Annotated in this window: 15 protein-coding genes and 1 tRNA gene; 4 read left to right on the forward strand and 12 right to left on the reverse strand. The window is 58.3% G+C overall.

The window, feature by feature from the left end; translation table 11 throughout:
- Nucleotides 1-92: 92 nt before the first annotated feature.
- The 6 genes from BCS36_RS02710 to BCS36_RS02735 form a co-directional block, all read right to left on the reverse strand.
- Nucleotides 93-184: transfer RNA gene (locus BCS36_RS02710), tRNA-Ser, on the reverse strand.
- A gap of 281 nt (nucleotides 185-465) precedes the next feature.
- Nucleotides 466-606 (reverse strand): hypothetical protein, encoded by a 141-nt coding sequence (locus BCS36_RS02715; RefSeq protein WP_291301389.1) that lies wholly within the window; start codon nucleotides 604-606, stop codon nucleotides 466-468.
- A gap of 12 nt (nucleotides 607-618) precedes the next feature.
- On the reverse strand, nucleotides 619-1,389 hold the full coding sequence (locus tag BCS36_RS02720; protein ID WP_291301390.1) for an enoyl-ACP reductase: 771 nt from the start codon (nucleotides 1,387-1,389) through the stop codon (nucleotides 619-621).
- Between the two features lie 360 nt (nucleotides 1,390-1,749).
- Nucleotides 1,750-2,631, reverse strand: coding sequence for a phosphoribosylaminoimidazolesuccinocarboxamide synthase (locus BCS36_RS02725; protein ID WP_291301391.1), 882 nt, complete (start codon nucleotides 2,629-2,631; stop codon nucleotides 1,750-1,752).
- Between the two features lie 27 nt (nucleotides 2,632-2,658).
- Entirely contained in the window at nucleotides 2,659-3,963 is a 1,305-nt protein-coding gene (gene hisD, locus BCS36_RS02730; protein WP_291301392.1) for a histidinol dehydrogenase, read from the reverse strand.
- A 147-nt stretch (nucleotides 3,964-4,110) separates the two neighbouring features.
- A complete protein-coding gene (locus BCS36_RS02735; protein WP_291301393.1) occupies nucleotides 4,111-5,244 on the reverse strand; it encodes a hypothetical protein in 1,134 nt (377 codons plus the stop codon).
- A 485-nt stretch (nucleotides 5,245-5,729) separates the two neighbouring features.
- Here BCS36_RS02735 and grpE point away from each other — a divergent pair, with 485 nt between their 5' ends.
- The gene (gene grpE / locus BCS36_RS02740; RefSeq protein WP_291301394.1) at nucleotides 5,730-6,353 is read left to right on the forward strand and encodes a nucleotide exchange factor GrpE; all 624 of its coding nucleotides are present in this window, start codon (nucleotides 5,730-5,732) and stop codon (nucleotides 6,351-6,353) included.
- 631 nt (nucleotides 6,354-6,984) lie between these two features.
- Here grpE and BCS36_RS02745 read toward each other — a convergent pair.
- The 5 genes from BCS36_RS02745 to BCS36_RS02765 form a co-directional block, all read right to left on the reverse strand.
- Nucleotides 6,985-8,058 carry an HD domain-containing phosphohydrolase gene (locus tag BCS36_RS02745; RefSeq protein WP_291301395.1) on the reverse strand — a complete coding sequence of 358 codons (1,074 nt, stop codon included), beginning with the start codon at nucleotides 8,056-8,058 and terminating at the stop codon, nucleotides 6,985-6,987.
- Nucleotides 8,055-8,651 carry a membrane integrity-associated transporter subunit PqiC gene (locus BCS36_RS02750; RefSeq protein WP_291301396.1) on the reverse strand — a complete coding sequence of 199 codons (597 nt, stop codon included), beginning with the start codon at nucleotides 8,649-8,651 and terminating at the stop codon, nucleotides 8,055-8,057. Before BCS36_RS02750 ends, BCS36_RS02745 begins: the two co-directional genes overlap by 4 nt.
- Complete coding sequence (locus tag BCS36_RS02755) at nucleotides 8,651-9,619, reverse strand: MlaD family protein (protein ID WP_291301397.1); 969 nt, start codon at nucleotides 9,617-9,619, stop codon at nucleotides 8,651-8,653. Before BCS36_RS02755 ends, BCS36_RS02750 begins: the two co-directional genes overlap by 1 nt.
- Nucleotides 9,616-10,374 (reverse strand): ABC transporter ATP-binding protein, encoded by a 759-nt coding sequence (locus BCS36_RS02760; protein WP_291301413.1) that lies wholly within the window; start codon nucleotides 10,372-10,374, stop codon nucleotides 9,616-9,618. Before BCS36_RS02760 ends, BCS36_RS02755 begins: the two co-directional genes overlap by 4 nt.
- A gap of 172 nt (nucleotides 10,375-10,546) precedes the next feature.
- Nucleotides 10,547-11,656 (reverse strand): MlaE family ABC transporter permease, encoded by a 1,110-nt coding sequence (locus BCS36_RS02765; protein WP_367209122.1) that lies wholly within the window; start codon nucleotides 11,654-11,656, stop codon nucleotides 10,547-10,549.
- 108 nt (nucleotides 11,657-11,764) lie between these two features.
- Here BCS36_RS02765 and BCS36_RS02770 point away from each other — a divergent pair, with 108 nt between their 5' ends.
- The 3 genes from BCS36_RS02770 (at nucleotide 11,765) to BCS36_RS02780 (ending at nucleotide 16,450) form a co-directional block, all read left to right on the forward strand.
- Nucleotides 11,765-14,560: a DNA polymerase I gene (locus tag BCS36_RS02770; RefSeq protein ID WP_291301414.1), complete on the forward strand. Its 2,796-nt coding sequence runs from the start codon at nucleotides 11,765-11,767 to the stop codon at nucleotides 14,558-14,560.
- A 374-nt stretch (nucleotides 14,561-14,934) separates the two neighbouring features.
- Nucleotides 14,935-15,768, forward strand: coding sequence for an AraC family transcriptional regulator (locus tag BCS36_RS02775; RefSeq protein WP_291301399.1), 834 nt, complete (start codon nucleotides 14,935-14,937; stop codon nucleotides 15,766-15,768).
- A 40-nt stretch (nucleotides 15,769-15,808) separates the two neighbouring features.
- Nucleotides 15,809-16,450: a LysE family transporter gene (locus BCS36_RS02780; RefSeq protein WP_291301400.1), complete on the forward strand. Its 642-nt coding sequence runs from the start codon at nucleotides 15,809-15,811 to the stop codon at nucleotides 16,448-16,450.
- Nucleotides 16,451-16,971: 521 nt separating this feature from the next.
- Here BCS36_RS02780 and BCS36_RS02785 read toward each other — a convergent pair.
- Nucleotides 16,972-17,757, reverse strand: coding sequence for a translation initiation factor 2 (locus BCS36_RS02785; protein ID WP_291301401.1), 786 nt, complete (start codon nucleotides 17,755-17,757; stop codon nucleotides 16,972-16,974).
- Nucleotides 17,758-17,775: the final 18 nt, after the last annotated feature.

Here is a 17,775-nt window from a genome sequence, read left to right on the forward strand (position 1 = left end):
GCAGATATTTTTGTGTCCATCACGAATAGAATCACGAATGGCGATGAGCTACCAAAAGAAAAGGGCTACTGTTTCCAGTAGCCCTTGAAATATGGCGGAGAGGGAGAGATTCGAACTCTCGGTACGCTATTAACGTACACACGATTTCCAATCGTGCTCCTTCGACCAGCTCGGACACCTCTCCGCATTGCTTCGTCGTGCAAAGCCGAACCTGTATATGGCATATGCACAAAGAAGGCAAGAAAAAAATGGTAAAAATTATGGGCTAATGCCGTTCAAACGTATGTCAGCCACCTAAGGTTTGTTCTCGGGCGGCGTTTTTTCGCTCTCTGACTTTTTTTCATCCCTCCGCCGGAGGGGGGGCGGGCGAAAGCCCATTCAGCAGATGCCGCCGCCAGTCTTGGTCAGCATCCAGAACAGGCCCCCTACAATGGCCACTGTCAGCAGGATTTTTATAAGCATTGCCTACTCCTGCCCAGGAGTATTTTTCTTTTTGCGTTCTTCATCCGCCCGCTTTTTTTCAATTTTTGCCGAGCGGTAGAAAACCCAAAGACCCAGGGCCGACAGCACCGTGATGGCTAAGGCGTTGAGCGTCAGGTTGCCCATAGTTTGTTATCCTCAGGCGGACGCGCCCACCTTGCTGAAGCCGCTGTCCACGTAAATGACCTGCCCCGTAACGGCGTGGGCCAGATCAGAAGCCAGAAAAGCCGCCACGCCGCCGACATCGGCGGTCGTCACATTGCGGCGCAGGGGGGAGTTGTTCTCCACCATATTGAAAATATCCTTGAGACTGGACACGGCGGAGGCGGCCAGCGTCTTGATGGGGCCAGCGCTGATGGCATTGACGCGCACGCCCTTGGGGCCAAGATCATACGCCAGGTAGCGCACTGAGGCTTCAAGCGCGGCCTTGGCGACGCCCATAACGTTGTAGCCGGGGATGACCTGCGTGGATCCGTGGTAGGTCATGCTGAGCACAGAGGCGTTTTCGGTAAGGAGCGGTTCAAAAGCGCGGCAAAGCCCGGTAAGGGAATAGGCCGAAACTTCGAGCGCAAGTTTGAAGCCGTCGCGCGACGTGTCCACAAAGCGGCCGCAGAGGTCATCCCGGTTGGCAAAAGCCACGGAGTGCACCAGAATGTCCAGATCGCCCCATTTTTCTTTAACAATGGCCGCAGCGTCGTTAATCTGCCCATCGTCGCACACGTCACACTGGAAGGTAAATTCGCCGCCCAGTTCTTCACTCAGAGGTTCCACGCGCTTTTTAATGGCGTCGCCCACATAGTTGAAAGCAAGGCGCGCGCCCTGGGCTTTGAGGGCGGCGGCGATGCCGTATGCGATGCTTCTATTGTTGGCCAGTCCCATTATAAGGGCTTTCTTTCCTTGCAGCAGCATGAGTCCTCCTAAGAGAATACGGTCCGGCCATGGCCGGCAATGGTTGTTTTTTACCGCCTGTCGTCTGTGACGGCGCGGCTGTACAAAAAATCTGTCGAAAGCGTCAGCGGTGCGATTGTCCGCCGCGCGCCCTCGGGGCGGCCTTGGCCAGTGCGCATGGCAAAGAGCCACGGCAGCCTGAAGCCGCCTGGGGGTACACTGCAGGCACGTCTGAAGTGTGCCTGTCGCCGGCCCGTGTTGCGACAAAAGCCGACGTGTGCCCCCGGCCTTTGCCTGCGCACGGCTGCATAGCGCGTCGTGCACAGGCAAAGGCCGGGTCAACCGATGCGCCGCAACATGGCGTCGCGTTGGCTGAAGGAATTATTTTGTAAGAATTTCGTAAGCTTCTTTGTATTTATTGGCAGTGGCCGTGATGACCTCTTCGGGCAGCGGCGGTGGCGGAGGCTGCATGTTCCAGGGCTGTTTTTTCAGCCAGTCGCGCAGGTACTGCTTGTCAAAACTGGGCTGACCCTGCCCGGGCTTGTACTGGTCCGCAGGCCAGAAGCGCGAAGAGTCGGGCGTGAGCACTTCATCAATAAGGTGCAGCGTGCCGTCAATCATGCCGAATTCAAATTTGGTGTCAGCCACGATGATTCCACGGCCAGCGGCGTACGTGCGGCCTGCCTCATAGATGGCCAAAGACGTTTCTTCAACCTTGCGGGCCAGGTCTTCACCCAGAAGCTGCGCAGCCTGGGCCACGCTGATGTTTTCGTCATGCTGCCCCAGTTCCGCCTTGGTGGAAGGGGTGAAGATGGCGGGCTCCAACTTGTCGGATTCGCGCAGGTTGGCAGGCAGGGCGTACCCGCACAGAGAGCCGGTGGCCTGGTAGTCCTTCCAGCCGGATCCGGTGATGTAGCCCCGCACGATGCACTCCACGGGCAGCGGGCTGGCTTTGCGCACCAGTACCGAGCGGCCTTCAAGCTCGTCCTTCCACGGGGCCAGTTCCGCCGGGAAGCGGTTGACGTCGCTTTCGACCAGGTGGTTGGGGATGATGTGCTTGAATTTTTCCATCCAGAACAGGGTGATCTGATTCAGGATCACGCCCTTGTACGGGATGGGCTCGTTCATTATCACGTCAAAGGCCGACATGCGGTCTGTGGTGACGATGAGCAGAGTTTTTTCGTCCACGTTGTAGATGTCGCGAACCTTCCCGCGAGAGAGCAGGGGATAGGCGCTGATGTCTGTCTTGACAACAACTTTCATGAGGGCTCCTGATACTTGTCAGCCTGATTATTTTTTTGCGCGTGCTTCCACGCTGCGGGCGTGCGCTTCAAGCCCTTCCATACGGGCGAGAGCGGCTATGGCCTGCATGTTTTGCTGTAAAAAGGTCGATGACGCGGCCACGATGCTGGTCTTTTTGCAAAATGTCTGCACCGAAAGGGCTGAGGAAAAACGTGCCGTGCCCAGAGTGGGCAGCACATGGTTGGGCCCTGCAAAGTAGTCGCCCACGGCTTCGGGGCTGTGCTGCCCCATAAAGACGGCCCCTGCATGGCGGATATGCGGCAACACGCCCCAAGGGTCGCGCGTGCAGATTTCCAGGTGCTCGGGGGCCACCATATTCGCCACAGCCACGGCCACGCTCAGATTGGGCGTAACCACGATGGCTCCCCACTCTTCAAGCGACCGGGCGGCGGTGGTGGCTCTGGGCAGGGCCATGCACTGCTTGTCCAGCTCCTGCCGGATGCTTTCGGCCAGACGCGGGTCGTCAGTGACGCAGATGGCAGAGGCAAGCGTGTCGTGTTCTGCCTGCGAAAGCATGTCCGCCGCCACCCACGTGGGGTTGGCAGAGGAATCAGCCAGGATGAGAACTTCACTGGGGCCTGCGATCATGTCGATGCCGACCATGCCCTGCACCAGGCGTTTGGCAGTCGTGACGAAAATATTGCCCGGCCCGGCAATGACGTCAACGGGCGCGATGCTTTCCGTGCCGTAGGCCAGGGCCGCAATGGACCACGCCCCGCCCACGCGGTAAACTTCTTCAATATCCAGCAGATGAGCGGCAGCGAGAATGTGCGGGTTGACGCTGCCGTCCTTGCGCGGCGGAGTGCAGATGGCAAGGCGCGGAACCCCGGCCACCTGCGCGGGGATGGCGCACATAAGCAGGCTGGAGATAAGTGGGGTATTGCCGCCCTGTCCGCCGGGCACGTAAAGCCCTGCTGCGTCCATGGGCAGAACGTGCTGCCCAAGAATGCTGCCGTCAGGCCGTGTGGTGAACCACGATTTTTCCAGTTGGGCTTCGTGAAAAGCGCGGATGTGGATAGCAGCCTGACTGATGACTTCCCTGTCTTCGGCAGGAACAGCAGCGGCTGCGCGCGCTATTTCTTGTTCGCTCACGCGAAGCGGCGGCGCAAAGTCCGGGCAGTCAAAATTGCGGGTATACTCTACCAGCCCTTCATCGCCTTTTGCGCGTACCGCGGCGATAATATCACGCACGGCGCTTTCCACCCCGTCACCGGGGTTGTTGCGCCCTTGCAGCCATTGGGCGAGCTTGGGCCATTCCTGCTCGCTATGCAGTGTCAGTGTCCGGCATGTCATAGTATTTTCCTCACCTCAGTTGGGGGGAATATACAGAAGGGCCGGAGGAATGTCGAGGCTCCCCTGATCCGCTGCGGCAGCGAGAATGGGGTCAGTAGACGAGCGAAAGCGGGGGGCAGCGGGGTGAGCGCTGACGTGGACTGTCGGCTATTTGCCCATGCCAAAACCTGGTGTGGCGAATCGGGACATCCCCGTGGTGGTGATGGGGCCGCCATAAGGGCTGCCTTTCCCGATCGGAGGATCCGGCAGGGTGGCAAGGTAGTCAAGCGCCGGAAGGCATATCTCACGCAAGCGGGCGGTAAGCGCGTTCCTGCGGGCGCGCTCAGCGGCCATATCCGCTTCTTGCCGCACCTGGAAGTTCCGCAGCCAGGCTACGGCGCTGATGGTGGCCTCCGCCTGGTCTTGAGCATCAAGCTGCCGTAATCCTTTGGCAAATTTTGTAACCTGACTAAACTGCTTTTCTGTATTGCTCAAGGAAGAATGTGGGGGCATGAGCACATACCTGGCGTACCCAAGCACATCGTCAAAGGTTACAGGCTTGACTGTGGGCAGGGGCCTGCCAACCAGCAAAAGCCCGTCTTCCAAGTCTTCAAGAGCACGGCCTATCTGCGTGTACATGTAGGCGTCTTTCAGGCGGGCCTGGGCATCTTCTCCGGTGAGTATCTCATAAACAGCGTCGCCAAAGGCACGGGCATGCCCTTTGTTCATGGCAATGACGAGGTATTTGTGGGCCAGGGCCTGGTCAGGGGAATTGGGCAGGGCATAACCGCATTTTTCGCCACCAAAGCGGTACCAGCGTGATATCTCATGCGCTGCAGGGGCGTAGCCTGCATCGGCCGCCAAAAGCAGCCACTGCAGGTTTGCCCCCGTGTTCCAGCGGGTCGCGTAGGCATGCATGGATTTGGGGTCGCCAAGAAAGGCTCCTTTGGTAAAGGCGCTGCGGGTATGTCCGATGCCTTCGTCATACAAAGCCAGTCGTGCGTAGACCCAGCCTGGCGAAGTGTACTGGGCAGCCCAGTCAAGCCAGAAGGCCGTGGAATGCATAAAGTCGGGAATGTCTGGATAGGCGAGGGGCAGAGAGGATGAAGTGCACTGTACCCGTATGATAAGGTCGGCCATGGCCACAGGATTGCCCTGCAGGGCCTCCTTGAGAACGAACAGATACTGTGTTTCTCCCCAGCAGCCCACATAGCGGGGTTTGGGTCTGTTGCTGCCTGGCGGTGAAACATACCAGTCCGGGTCTTCAATAACGGGGGCAGTAACCTGAAGCTGATGCGGCAACCGCTGACCGCAATATTTGAACTTCTTGTCAGTACAAACGAGTTCTGGCAGGGACTGGATGCCAATTTTTGGTGTAAAAGATGGCTCCTCAGCCAGGGCAGGTAGAGGGAATAGTAAGAAACAGAAAACAAAAACGTTGCGCCATGACATAATATTAGCCTCCAGGGCGGAAAAAACAGATTTTGGAGTACGCTAACTCAGGAACATGTCGGCAATGAATTTCCAATAGTAACTAATAGCATGACATGAAGCGACATTGCGTAATTGAGGGGCAAAATTAATCAGCAGGCATGATATTGGGTTGGCTTGAAGGCCGGTCGGTCATGAATTTATTGAACTTTTAAATACCATAATGTCTATCTATTAACTTATATTTTAAAATGTAAAAAGGTCAAGCGCTTTTACAGCCTTGACAGCCAGGGAGGGGGAACTTAGTTACATCAGATGAACGCGCCGCTGCTGGCGGGGCGACTTTGGGAGGAATCATGCAGCGTCACAAAATGCAGAAAACTTATGGAGAGACAGCGCCGACAGAAGATCAGTTTTCTGAGGACGGCCTGAATTTTAACAATCCCGGAGATCCTCAGGGTTTGGATGGCGTGGTGGATCCTGTCTCGCTGGACGATATGCCTGAAGTCCATTGGGGGCAATCAGCTGAACCCTCCGCTGCTGAAGTAGAAGCGCGTTGCAAGGCTGAGCAGGAAGAAATGCGTCTGCGCATGGCCGCTGAAATGGACAATTTTCAAAAGCGCCTCAAGCGGGAACATGAGGAACAGGTACGCTACGCCTCTGAAAGCGTTTTGAGCGATCTGCTGCCGAGCCTTGATAACCTTGATCTGGCGTTGCAGTATGGCAGCACCAATGAGGTGTGCAAGGATATGATGCAGGGAATCGCCATGACGCGCAAACTCTTGCTTGAAGCGACAGGCAAGCGCGGGCTGTGCCCCATCGGTGAAGAAGGGGAGGAATTCAATCCTGCCCTGCACGAAGCCGTGGGATTTGACGCGCGGCCCGACCTGGCCCCCGGATCTGTCGCACGCGTGTTGCAGCGCGGTTATAAATTGGGCGACCGTTTGTTGCGCCCGGCAAAGGTTATGGTTAATCCCTGACCTAACAGCACTGCACACGGATTTTTTCGGGTGTAATCCCCGGTTTGTGCAGATTTTTTCGTAGGGCAGGATGCCCTTTCGGATGCGGATAAACATAAAATGTGCCCGACGGATATACCGGCGGGCACATTTTTTTGTACTGCTGAAGCGAACACGGTGGGCTTTGTACTGCCTGGAAGACGCTGCCTGCTTTAAATCCCCCGCTCCAGATCGGAAAAACCCTTAGACCCTTTTCGCATTGAGAATATCCATTCTCGCGGTAGCCGTTGCCCGCAGGGCTTGCCTGAACCGTTGGCGAGAACCGCCTTACGGGGCAGGACAGCATCGCTATGGATGGCGACAGCGATTGTATGGAACAAGCTGTGTCGTTACGCATGCTGTCTTCAAGCGTAGTTTCCTGCGTCACAACGCTTTAAGCCTGCGTCACAACGCCTGAATCAATGCTTCCAAGACGCCCGCTTCGGCGCGTAACCGCGCAAATAAATAGCGGTGCTGTCTTTATTGAAAATACCGCACACTTCAATGGTAACATGCTCTCGACACAGCAAAAGTTTTAGGGGGTGGGGCGTAGGGGAGGGACCCTTTTGTAAAAGGGTCCCTCCCCCACAGAGCAGTTCAACGCGACATTTTCCTAATCGCTGTACCGTTCGGCAATGGCCTTGAACTCGTCCTGAATTGCCAGAAATGCTTCCACCACTTCAGGATCGAACTGCGTGCCCTTGCCGTCAAGAATAATATAGGCCGAAGTTTCGTGCGGCATGGCGGGCTTGTATACCCGCTGGCTGCGCAAGGCGTCGTATACGTCAGCCAGGCTCATGAGCCGGGCCGACAATGGGATTTCATCTTCCCCGAGCCCTCGGGGATAGCCGCGCCCGTCCCACCGTTCGTGGTGGCAGTAGGCAATGTCGCTGGCAACTTTCAAAAAAGAGTCTTCACCCAAAAATTTGTCCGCAGCGGCAAGAACGGCTCTTCCATACGTGGTATGCTCCTTCATTGCCTCATATTCTCCATCGGTGAGCGGGCCGGGCTTGTGGAGTACTGTGTCGGCTATGGCGACCTTGCCCACGTCGTGCAGCGGGGCAGAAAGGTACAGCCATGAAATGGCGTCGGCATTCAGCGTGTCGCGGTATTTGGGCAGGTTGGCCATGCGCAGGGCAAGCGCCTTGACGTAGTTTTGCGTACGTTTGATGTGCGCCCCGGTTTCTGTGTCCCGCCATTCCGCCAGGGTGGCCATGGCGTGAATGGTGGCCTCCTGCGTGAGAACCAGCTGGCGGGTGCGCTCGTGCACCAGTTCGTTGAGGTGGTCGCGGTAGCGCTTGTACTTGAGCTGGTTTGCAACGCGGTTGCGAACCAGGGATACGCGGAAGGGTTTGACGATATAATCCTGCGCTCCAAGAGAGAGCCCGGTTGCCTCGTCTGTCTCTTCATTCTGCGCTGTGATGAACATGACGGGAATGTCGCGCGTGGCCGGTTCTTCCTTGAGGCGTCGGCATACTTCATAGCCATCCATACCGGGCATTATGACGTCCAGCAGGATAAGGTCAGGCTGCGGCGTGCCATTGGCCAGACGCAACGCGTCCGGCCCGTTTTTGGCAAACATGATGGTGTAGTCCGCGCGCAGGCTTTCGCTCAGGATACGCAGATTTTCCGGCGCGTCGTCAACCAGCAGTATGCGGCTGCGTTGCGCTGCCGCATACCTGCTCACTGTTTGCCTCCCGTGATGCCGGGAAGCCGACGGGACAGGTGTTCCGCCATTTTTTGCACCAGGTGGCTCTCTGTGGCGGTCAGCACGTCATAGCCCTTGCCCGGCACAGGCTCTTCATCAACAAAAATGCCGCGCGCCAGCACGTCATTGAATTTGTTGCGCAGGGTCCAGCGCACGTCCAGCACGGCTTTTTGATCAAAATTGCCGTCAAGGCGCTGCACATCAAGATACAGCACGTAGTCGGCGGTGGATTCGTCACCGGAAGGCAAAACATTGATCCCGGCTTCCAGCATGGGCCGGGTCAGCACTTCGCGCGTAACGCGGCGCACGCCGTGGCTCAGAGGTTCGCCCCAACTGTGAAATTGGGCCACGATAAGCTGTGTTGATTCGCCCACCCGGCTCACGATGCCCTCGCGATCCAGATACTCCGGCACGCTCACAGGAGCCACCCGCAGGCTTTTGGCGGGCAGGCTGTCTGTGGAGACGGGAGTGAGGCGACTTTCAAGCAGGTAAAAGTTGGTGGGCGTGCTGCGCGCGCAGGCGGCCAGCAAAACCGTGAGCGCCAGAAAAATAAACAGGGCTTGGCGTTGCATCAGCGTTTTCCTTGTCTGCCCATAATCAGGGCTTCAGGGTTGCGTTCAAGCATTTGCGCGACATTGCGGATGGCCCGCAAGGTTTCTATGCTGTCCTTGATCAACCGGCGAACGTCGTTGACGGTGGGGGAATCCCGACCGAGCAGGCCCTGGGCCGAGGCCGTGACCACGCGCAACTGGTCCGCCGCAAGGCTCATGCTTTCAAGGGCGGAACGCAGGGTGGCAAGGGTAGCGGGCAGTTGATTGTCCACAGTGGCCACTGTCTTGTTGAGACTTTGCAGGATGGTTTCGGCATTTTGGCGCAGTGTGCTGTTCTTGAGAATACCATCAAGTTCTTCAAACGTCTGCGTAAAGGCTCTGAGGCCCCGCCCAAGGCTGTCGTCGGCAAGACCCTGAGCCAGATTTTGCAGTATTTTGTCCAGGGCTCTGGCCATGGACTCCAGCGGCAACTGTGAAAGCGTGGTTTGCAGGGTGTCGATGGGGGAGGGTATGGTGGGGATTTCCGAATCCGGCGTGCCGGAGCGGAAGACAGCCGGAGTGCCGGGGAAAAAGTCCAACTCGATGCGGTACTGCCCCGTGATAAGACTTTGCAGCTGCAGGCGGGCGCGCAGGCCGCGTTGCACCATCCGGCGCACGATTTCTTCACGCACGGATTCTGAAATGGGGGCCGAGCCCCTGGCGCGCACAAAGCTTTGTTCGTCAATGCGGATGTAGACGGGGATGGTGACGTTGGAATCCCGCGTGTTTGCCACAAGGTTGATGCGCGTCACGCTGCCCATGGGAACCCCGCGAAACACTACCGGAGCGCCAGTGGAAAGGCCGCTGACAGAGCCGTCGAAGTAGAGCACGTACTGCATGTCGTTGCTGAACAGACGGCCCCCGCCCAGCACGATGAATCCCAGTGCCAGAAGGGCCAGCCCCCCCAGCACAAAGGCGCCGACCGTGGTTTTGTATTTTTGTGAACTCATTGGGCCGTTCCTTTGTCCGGCTCGGAGTCGCCGGACGTTTCCGTCTGATCGGTTTCGGCGTGACTGCGTTCACCCCTGGTCAGAAAGAGCATGGCGCTGGGCGCTGTGCCGGGGTCGTGCAGCAACTGGTGCGGATTGCCGCAGGCGGCCACCTGGCGGGTCTGGGCATCCAGAAAAATAAGATTGCTGGCAATGGCGTAAATGCTGGCCAGTTCGTGTGAAACAATCACAAAGGTCGTGCCGAGGCTTGCGCGCAGCTCAAGGATGAGATCATCCAAAAGACGGGAACTGACGGGGTCAAGCCCGGCCGAGGGCTCGTCAAGAAAAAGAATTTTGGGGTCAAGGGCCAGAGCGCGGGCCAATCCGGCGCGCTTGCACATGCCGCCGCTGATTTCAGACGGATAGTAGTCTTCAAAACCGGCAAGGCCTGCCAGGGCCAGCTTGAGTTTGGCCTGTTCGCGTATGGCCTCGTCGCTGAGGTCGGTATACTGCTGCAGGGGCAGGCCCACGTTTTCCGCCAGGGTCATTGAACTCCACAGCGCGCCGCTTTGAAAAAGCACGCCTGTTTCACGCACCAACTGGTGGCGCTCATCTTCGTTGCTGCCCCAGAAGTCGGTTTTGCCATACAGGACGTTTCCGGACTGCGGCGGCTTCAGCCCCATGAGTACCCGCAAAAGCGTGCTTTTGCCGCATCCCGAGCCGCCGGTGATAAAAAAGATGTCTCCGGCACGCACGTCAAATGTCACATCGCGCATGAGAACGTAAGAACCATACCCGACCTGCAACTGGTTTACGCTGATGCGCACTTCCTGCTGATCCGGCTGGACGGGCTGCCCCTGTTCCCCATCCGGGGCAGGGCGGGCATTTTCGGCGATTCCGGCGGGCAGGGGGGATGGGGATGGTGTCATGGTATTGCTGCTGGGCATGTCAGATGTTCATCACGTTGCAGATGACGGTTATTATGGCTGTGGACACAATAATGCCCACAATGGCGTGCACCACGGCAGTGGTAGTGGCCTGCCCCACGGCCTGGGCGCTGCGCCCGCAGCGCATGCCCTGAAAGCAGCCGGTCATGGCAATGATAACGCCAAAAACCGTGCCATAGGTGAGGCCGATGAAGACGTGCTTGTAGGGGACCATCTGCATGGTGGCGTTGACGTATTCCATAGGGCTGATCTTCAGCATGGTGATGGCCACCACATAGCCGCCTATAACGCCCATAAGGTCCGCGTACAGAGTCAGCAGGGGGATCATGGCCGTCAGCGCCACCACGCGGGGCAGCACCAGAAAATCGATGGGAGAAATGCCCAGGGTGGCCAGGGCGTCCACCTCTTCATTAACCTGCATGGTGCCGATGAGGGCGGCATAGGCGGCGCCGACCCTGCCCGCCATGACCACGCCAACCATAACAGCGCCCATAACACGCAGCATGCCTATGCCCACAAGCCCCGCCACATATATTTGCGCGCCGAACTGCGTTAGCTGCACCGCGCCCACAAAGGCCAGGATAAGGCCAAAAAGCATGCTGGTTATGGAAATGATGGGCAGCGCCTGCACTCCGCATTCCTGCATGGCTGCCAGCAGATCTTGCGGGCGCATTTGCGAACGGCCAACGATAAGACGGCCCACGGCCAGAGTCACCTCGCCCACAAAACTTACAAAGTCTGTTACGCGCGGCGGCAGGTCGAGGGTGGCCTGACCCACACGCTGCACAAAATTGAGGCTTTCTTTTTTGCGGTCAGACCCCGCTTTGGCAGGCACGGCAAAAGCCAGTTTGAGGAGACGCTCGAGACCTTCAGGCAAATGGTTCTGGATGCGCAGCTTGCGATCCTCTGCCGTCTTTGTCAGCTGCACAAGAAAGACCAGCAGGCTGCTGTCCCAGGTTTCGAGATTGTCGGCCTCAAGGCAAAGTTCCTGAATACTCTGATCGGCCAGAGATTCGAGGGCGGTTCTGGCTTCAGGGGGCCAGGCCGTATCTATATTCCAGCAGCCCCCCACGCTCACGCGCAGGAGCGGCCCCTGAATGGAAGCTGTCACTTGCGGACTTGTTTCCATCAATATAGTATACGCATGGCTTGGTTTATCCGCAAGAGCCACATGCGCAAAAAGCGCAGAGGCTTTTTTACCTTCAACCCACGATCCGTCATGTCTTTAAAAAACCGCCTTGATCTTGCCACGGACCCTGTTTTTCTGATGGATGGCTCCGCCTTTATCTATCGGGGATTTTTCGCCAACAGAAACATGCAGCGTTCCGACGGTTTTCCCACCAACGCGCTGGTGGTGGTGACCCGTGTGCTTCTGCGCATTCTGCGCGAGGAAAGGCCGCAGTATTTTCTGTTCGTCAAGGATGGCAAGGGCAAGAATTTCAGGCATGACATCTACCCCCTGTACAAGGCGAACCGTGACGCCACCCCCGAAGACCTGATCCGGCAGATGGACCCCATCGAACGCATGGTCACTGCCCTCGGCATGAGCCTTGAGGTTTCCGACGGCTGCGAGGCCGACGACTGCATAGCATCCCTGGCAGCGCGCCTCTCAAAAGAGCGCCCTGTGGTCATTGTCAGCGGCGACAAGGACCTCAAGCAATGCCTTGGCCCCAATGTTTTTATGTGGGACCCGGCCTTCAAGGACGAAAAACTGCTTACTTCCGACCAGTTTACGAAAGAAAGCGGCCTGACCCCGGCCCAATGGCCCGATGTGCAGGCTCTTGTGGGCGACACCAGCGACAATATCCCCGGCGTGCCCGGCATTGGCCCCAAAACCGCCGCCAAGATTTTTGAGATATGCCCAACCCTTGAGGATATCCGCGACCATTTTGCCCTGCTGCCTCCCAAGCTTCAGGACAAGCTGCGCGACCATCTGGACGACATGTTCACCTGGCGCAAGCTGACCACGCTGTCGCTGGACGTCTGCACCGGCCTTGAACTGAGCGACCTTCAGGTGCGGCCCATCGACGCGGCCCGTTGCGCGGCCATGGCCGAAGAATTCGAGCTGCACGCCCTGCGCCGCGAAATGGCGTCGCTGGAGAGGATGCAGCTTGCCGGCCAGTCTGGCGCTGCCGCAGAAGGGGCAAAGCCCCGCGCGCAAAACGGCGCTTCATCCGCCGCATCCGCCGCATCCGCCACATCCGCCACATCCCTCGCATCCGGCTCGCCCGCTACGCCTTTGGCAGAAAAAACCGGCGGGGCCAGCCCTGCTGCTCAGGGGCAGGGGGCGCAGCCACAGCCGCCCAAGGGTGCAGGAGCGCAGATGAGCCTTCTTGATGTGGCCGAAGAAAAAACTGCTCCGCAAGTGAATGCTGTTGCGGATATGCCGGACTGCAATGGCGTTGACGTGGCCCTGGTATGGCCCAGAGGCGCGGGGGCCGCTCCTCATGCGGCTGTGACAGGTGGCGAGGATGTCTGCTGGATGGGCCGCGCGGACGAACTTTGCGCCTGGGCCTCCCACGCGCGGCGCATAATCACGCCTGACCTCAAAGTATTGCTGGCCGCTGCTCCTTGCTGGCGTGAGCTTGCGCGAAAAAAATCCCCGGATTTCTTTATGGATATTGGCCTGGCCGCCTATCTTATAAATCCTGAGGAAAGTGATTACGGCTGGCCGCGCCTTGCCGTGCACTGGGGCGCGCCCTTGCGCGACGACGGCCCCGGCCCCGCGCTGTTGGCTCTGCGCATGGCGGCGGTGCTTGAAGCGCGCATGCTGCAGGATGATCTGCTGCGGCTCTATAATGACCTTGAACTGCCCTTGACCCCGGTGCTGGCGGATATGGAAGGCCGGGGCATAGCCATTGACGTTGCCGCGTTCGAGGCTTTTCTTGCCGATGTGCAGGCCGAGCTCGACAAGCTGACGGCCGCAGTTTACGCGGCGGCGGGCAAGGAATTCAATATCCGCTCGGCGCAGCAGCTTGGCGACGTGCTTTTCAGTACGCTTGATCTTCCTTCGCCGCGCAAAACCAGGGGCGGGCAGGCGTCCACCAGCCAGGAAACCCTTGAAAAACTGGCGGGTCGCCATCCCGTTGTGGAAAGTATCCTGCAATTCCGCAAGCTTGAAAAGATGCGCTCCACCTATCTTGACCCTCTGCCGCGTCTTATGGACAGCCAGGGGCGCGTCCACACGACCTTTAACCAGAAGGCCACGGCCACAGGGCGTCTTTCATCCAGCAATCCGAATTTGCAGAACATCCCCGTGCGTGGCGAACTCGGCAAGCGCATGCGCTCCTGCTTCATCGCCAGGCCCGATCATTTCCTGGTGTCCGCCGACTACTCGCAGGTGGAACTGCGCGTTCTGGCGCACATGTCGCAAGATAAAGCCCTGCTTGAAGCTTTTCGCAAAGGCGAGGACATTCACGCCCGTACGGCCGCCCTGGTCTATGACCTGCCGGCTGACCAGGTGACCCCTGACCAGCGCCGTAATGCCAAGACCATCAACTTTGGCCTCATTTACGGTATGGGTGCGCAAAAACTGGCCCAGGAGCTTAAAATCACCACCAATGAGGCCAAGGAATTCATTGCGCGCTATTTCTCGCGCCTCACGGGCCTCAAGGAATTTTACGAATCAATTGAAGCCACGGCCAAGCGCCAAGGCTACGTGGTTACGCTTGGCGGCCGCCGCCGCCTTCTGCCCGACATCCATTCGGCCAACGGGCAGGCTTACGCGCTGGCCAGACGCCAGGCCATCAATACGGTGATTCAGGGCTCAGCCGCAGACATCATCAAGATGGCCATGCTGGCCGTGGCCAGGGACGCGCAACTGCAGGACTGCAAAGCCAGCCTGCTGCTTCAGGTGCACGACGAACTGCTGCTGGAAGTGCCGCAGGACGCCGCCAAGGCTGCCGGAGCGCGCGTCGCCGAGCTTATGAGCGCGGTTATGCCGGGCAACGAACCCCTTTCAGTGCCGCTGGTGGTCGACTGGGGCGTGGGCAATGACTGGGGTTCCGCGCATTAATTTGGTGGGGAGGAAATGCTCTGTGGGGGAGGGACCCTTTTGAAAAAGGGTCTCCTCCCCCACGCCCCCACCCCCTAAAACTTTTATTGTGTGTTAGAACAATACCAAGGGTTTTCTGATTTGGGGCGGGGGTTTCAGAGAAAGCGTCTTCAGGCGTCGCACGGTTCAGGATTGTCCCGCTCCAGCCACAGTACATGTTGTACATGTTGATGCCGTCGTTTTCAGCTTTCCGGCTGTGCGTCCGCATGATGGCAGTTGGCACAGCCGTTTCGGGTGTCAGCGTCAGGCCGCATGCGTCCGCAATGGGCGTTGGAGTCTGACGGGGCGCTTCATCGAAAAAAACAGGTCTATTTTCACTCATTGCTGGTGCTGCCATGGCGCATGAATCCCATTCTGCCGTACAGAAGTTTGCCGTTCCGCAAGCCTTGCCCTTTGTGGAGGTGCGGACAACGTTGGACAGCGTGCAGCCCTACGCGGAACACTTTCATTCCAGCTGGTCTCTCGGGGCTATTCTTGAAGGGCGCACGCGGTTTCGGCTCCACGGCCAGATGCACGAGGCGCAGGTGGGCGATCTTGTGCTTATCGGGCCGGGCGTCGCTCACAGCTGCAACCCTGTGGACGGCCAGCCCAGAAGCTACCACATGGCGCACGTGGATTGCCGCTGGTTCGCGCAACGCGTCTGCCCGGTTTTGGGGCTGCCTGAAAACTGTGAAGCGGCGCTTCCCCTGATTCGGGACAGCGCGCTTTTTGCGGACGGCCTTGAAGCCATACAGGCAATGCTGGTTGGCCGTGCAGACAGCGAGCAGGCGCTGCTGGATATGCTGGTTAGAATGCAGGTTGCGCATGGCTGCTTCAGGCCCGCCGCCGAGGACAGCGCCAATATCGCGCGGTTTTTGCCAGCCGGGGAGGAGGGCAGCCTGTCCACGGAGCGTCACGCTGTGGGCCAACTGGCGGAAATATCCGGTCTGCGCCGTGAAAGCTATTCCCGCGCCTTCAGGCGGGGTACAGGCCTGCCCCCTGTAAGTTATCTGCACTGCCTGCGCCTTGAAAAGGCCCGCCGCCTGCTGCGCCAGGGCAAAAGCATCGCGGAGGCCGCCGCTGCCGCCGGGTATGCGGATCAGAGCCACCTGCACCGCATGTTTGTAAAGTTCTACTCAGTAACGCCTGGTTGCTACCGCAAGAGCGCGTCACATTCGTACAAGAAATAATCCGGCAGGGGATTAGGGTCTGTGCAGGAGGCAATATCTCATGACACAGATTCTTGCGGAGTTCATAGCTCCCACATTTCCCGCGTTGGCGCTGGCGCATTTTATGGCCTTGCTCAGCCCCGGCCCGGATTTTTTTCTGGTGGTGGGGCACGCGGCGCGGCGTGGTTTGCGCGGGGCTGCGTTCATCTGTCTTGGCATTGCGCTGGGCAATGCCCTGTATATTGCCCTGGCCATTTCGGGCTGGTCGCTCATCCGGCAATGGCCTTGGCTTTATCGCTGCATGGAACTGGCTGGGGCGGGATATCTGCTGTGGGTGGGCTGGGCGCTTGTGCGTTCCGGACGGCAGCCCGCGAATTTTCACCTTGACGCGGCCGCACCCCTTGCGGCTGGCAGACAACTGCTTACCGGGCTGGCGTCAGCCTTGCTCAATCCCAAGAATGCCATTTTCTACCTCACGCTCATGACCACCATAATGGGTTCAGCCGCCAGCCTGAAACAGCAGCTTTTTGCGGGTGCATGGATGGCGGGACTCGTTTTCGCCTGGGACGCCGGGCTTGCCGCCGCCATCGGACATCCGGCGGTGCGGAGCCTTTTGAGCAGACGTCTTACGCTCATTGAAATCCTGGCCGGGGCCTGCCTCATGATAATGGCTGGCCTGCTTGTGGCCGTGCCCTTGCTGTAGGCGACGTATGAGTGAAAGCTCTGGCAGCAATGCCAATCAGGCATGCGCTGCAGTAGGGACTCCACCACGCCGTATGACGATAGCCCGCGTACAACGGTATGACGTATGAGTCAGGAAGGGGGAATCTATGCTGGTCAGGGCGGCGAGCGCGAGAGCAGATAATTTTGAGAAGGTGTGATGTTAGAAAGACGCTGTTTCTGAAACCCCTGCTCCAGATCAGAAAACCCTTGGTGCGTCACGTAAATACACCAAGAGTTTTAGGGGGGGGGCGTGGGGGAGGGGGCCCTTTTTTAGGGCATTTAACTTTTTTCAAAGTTAAATGCCCTAACGCTGCATGAGAGTGCAGCGCGCCACAACGTGGCGTGGATTCTGCCGTAAATCGCATTTTCGGCAGAATGACAACTTTGAAATGTGAAGCATTTCAAAGTTAATCTGATCTAAAGAGGGTCCCTCCCCCACAAAGTATTTCTTCCCTCCACAAAAATCTTTCCTCACCATAAACATTTCAAAATAATATCGCCCTATTTTCGCAAAATGGTTCGCAGGGTTTCCGCCCTCGGGCCGGAAAGTCCCTTAAGTCTCTGCTGCACGCGGTCGTGGACGGCGTCGTGGCGCGGGCTCATTTCGTACAGGGAGGCGGCGGCTGTCTGGCTCACGGAAAAAGCCGGATCATTCTGCCTGCCGCTGGAGTTGAGGTCAGCGTAGCGAAGGGCCGCATCAATAATGGCGTCCAGATAGGCCACATTGCCCGAAGCTGTGTATGCGGCCCAATACATTTGCAACACGGTCTTTTCGCTGGTGATGTCCCAGTTCAGCAGAGGCGTGGGATTCTGGTGGATCTGCTGCAGGAGTATGGCGTCCTGTCTGTCCAGCAACTGGTTCATAAGGGCCGCTTCGTCCGTCAGTTGGGCCAGATGCACGGCCCAGGCCAGCGTGCGCTTGCCGTCCCTGCTCAGCGTGGGAACCTGCGCCAGCAGCGTCTGGCGGGCTGTGGGCTCGGACTTGAGGGCTTCGGCAAGAAACGCGGCCAGGGTGAGCTGTTTTTGTCGGTCGTACAGGACGTTCTGCGCGTCAAACGTGCGCAGAATGCCCGGCAGGGTTTCAGGCCGCTTTTCCTTGTAATAGTACTCCATATCCCGCGCGTAAAAAGAAAGGCCCTTGGAGGCGGTGAGCGCCAAAGCTTCAGTGGATGGCGCAAGCCATGCCGTCAGTGCGAGAAACAGGGCGAGCAGGGCTGTCCGACCATGCGTTGCAGCGCCGGGAACCGGGGAGGGCAAAGTGGTACAAAGGCGTGTGATGGTATGCATGGCGGTGGTAAGCCTGGC

The organism is Desulfovibrio sp. MES5 (assembly GCF_002237645.1).
Taxonomy (GTDB): Bacteria; Desulfobacterota; Desulfovibrionia; order Desulfovibrionales; family Desulfovibrionaceae; genus Desulfovibrio.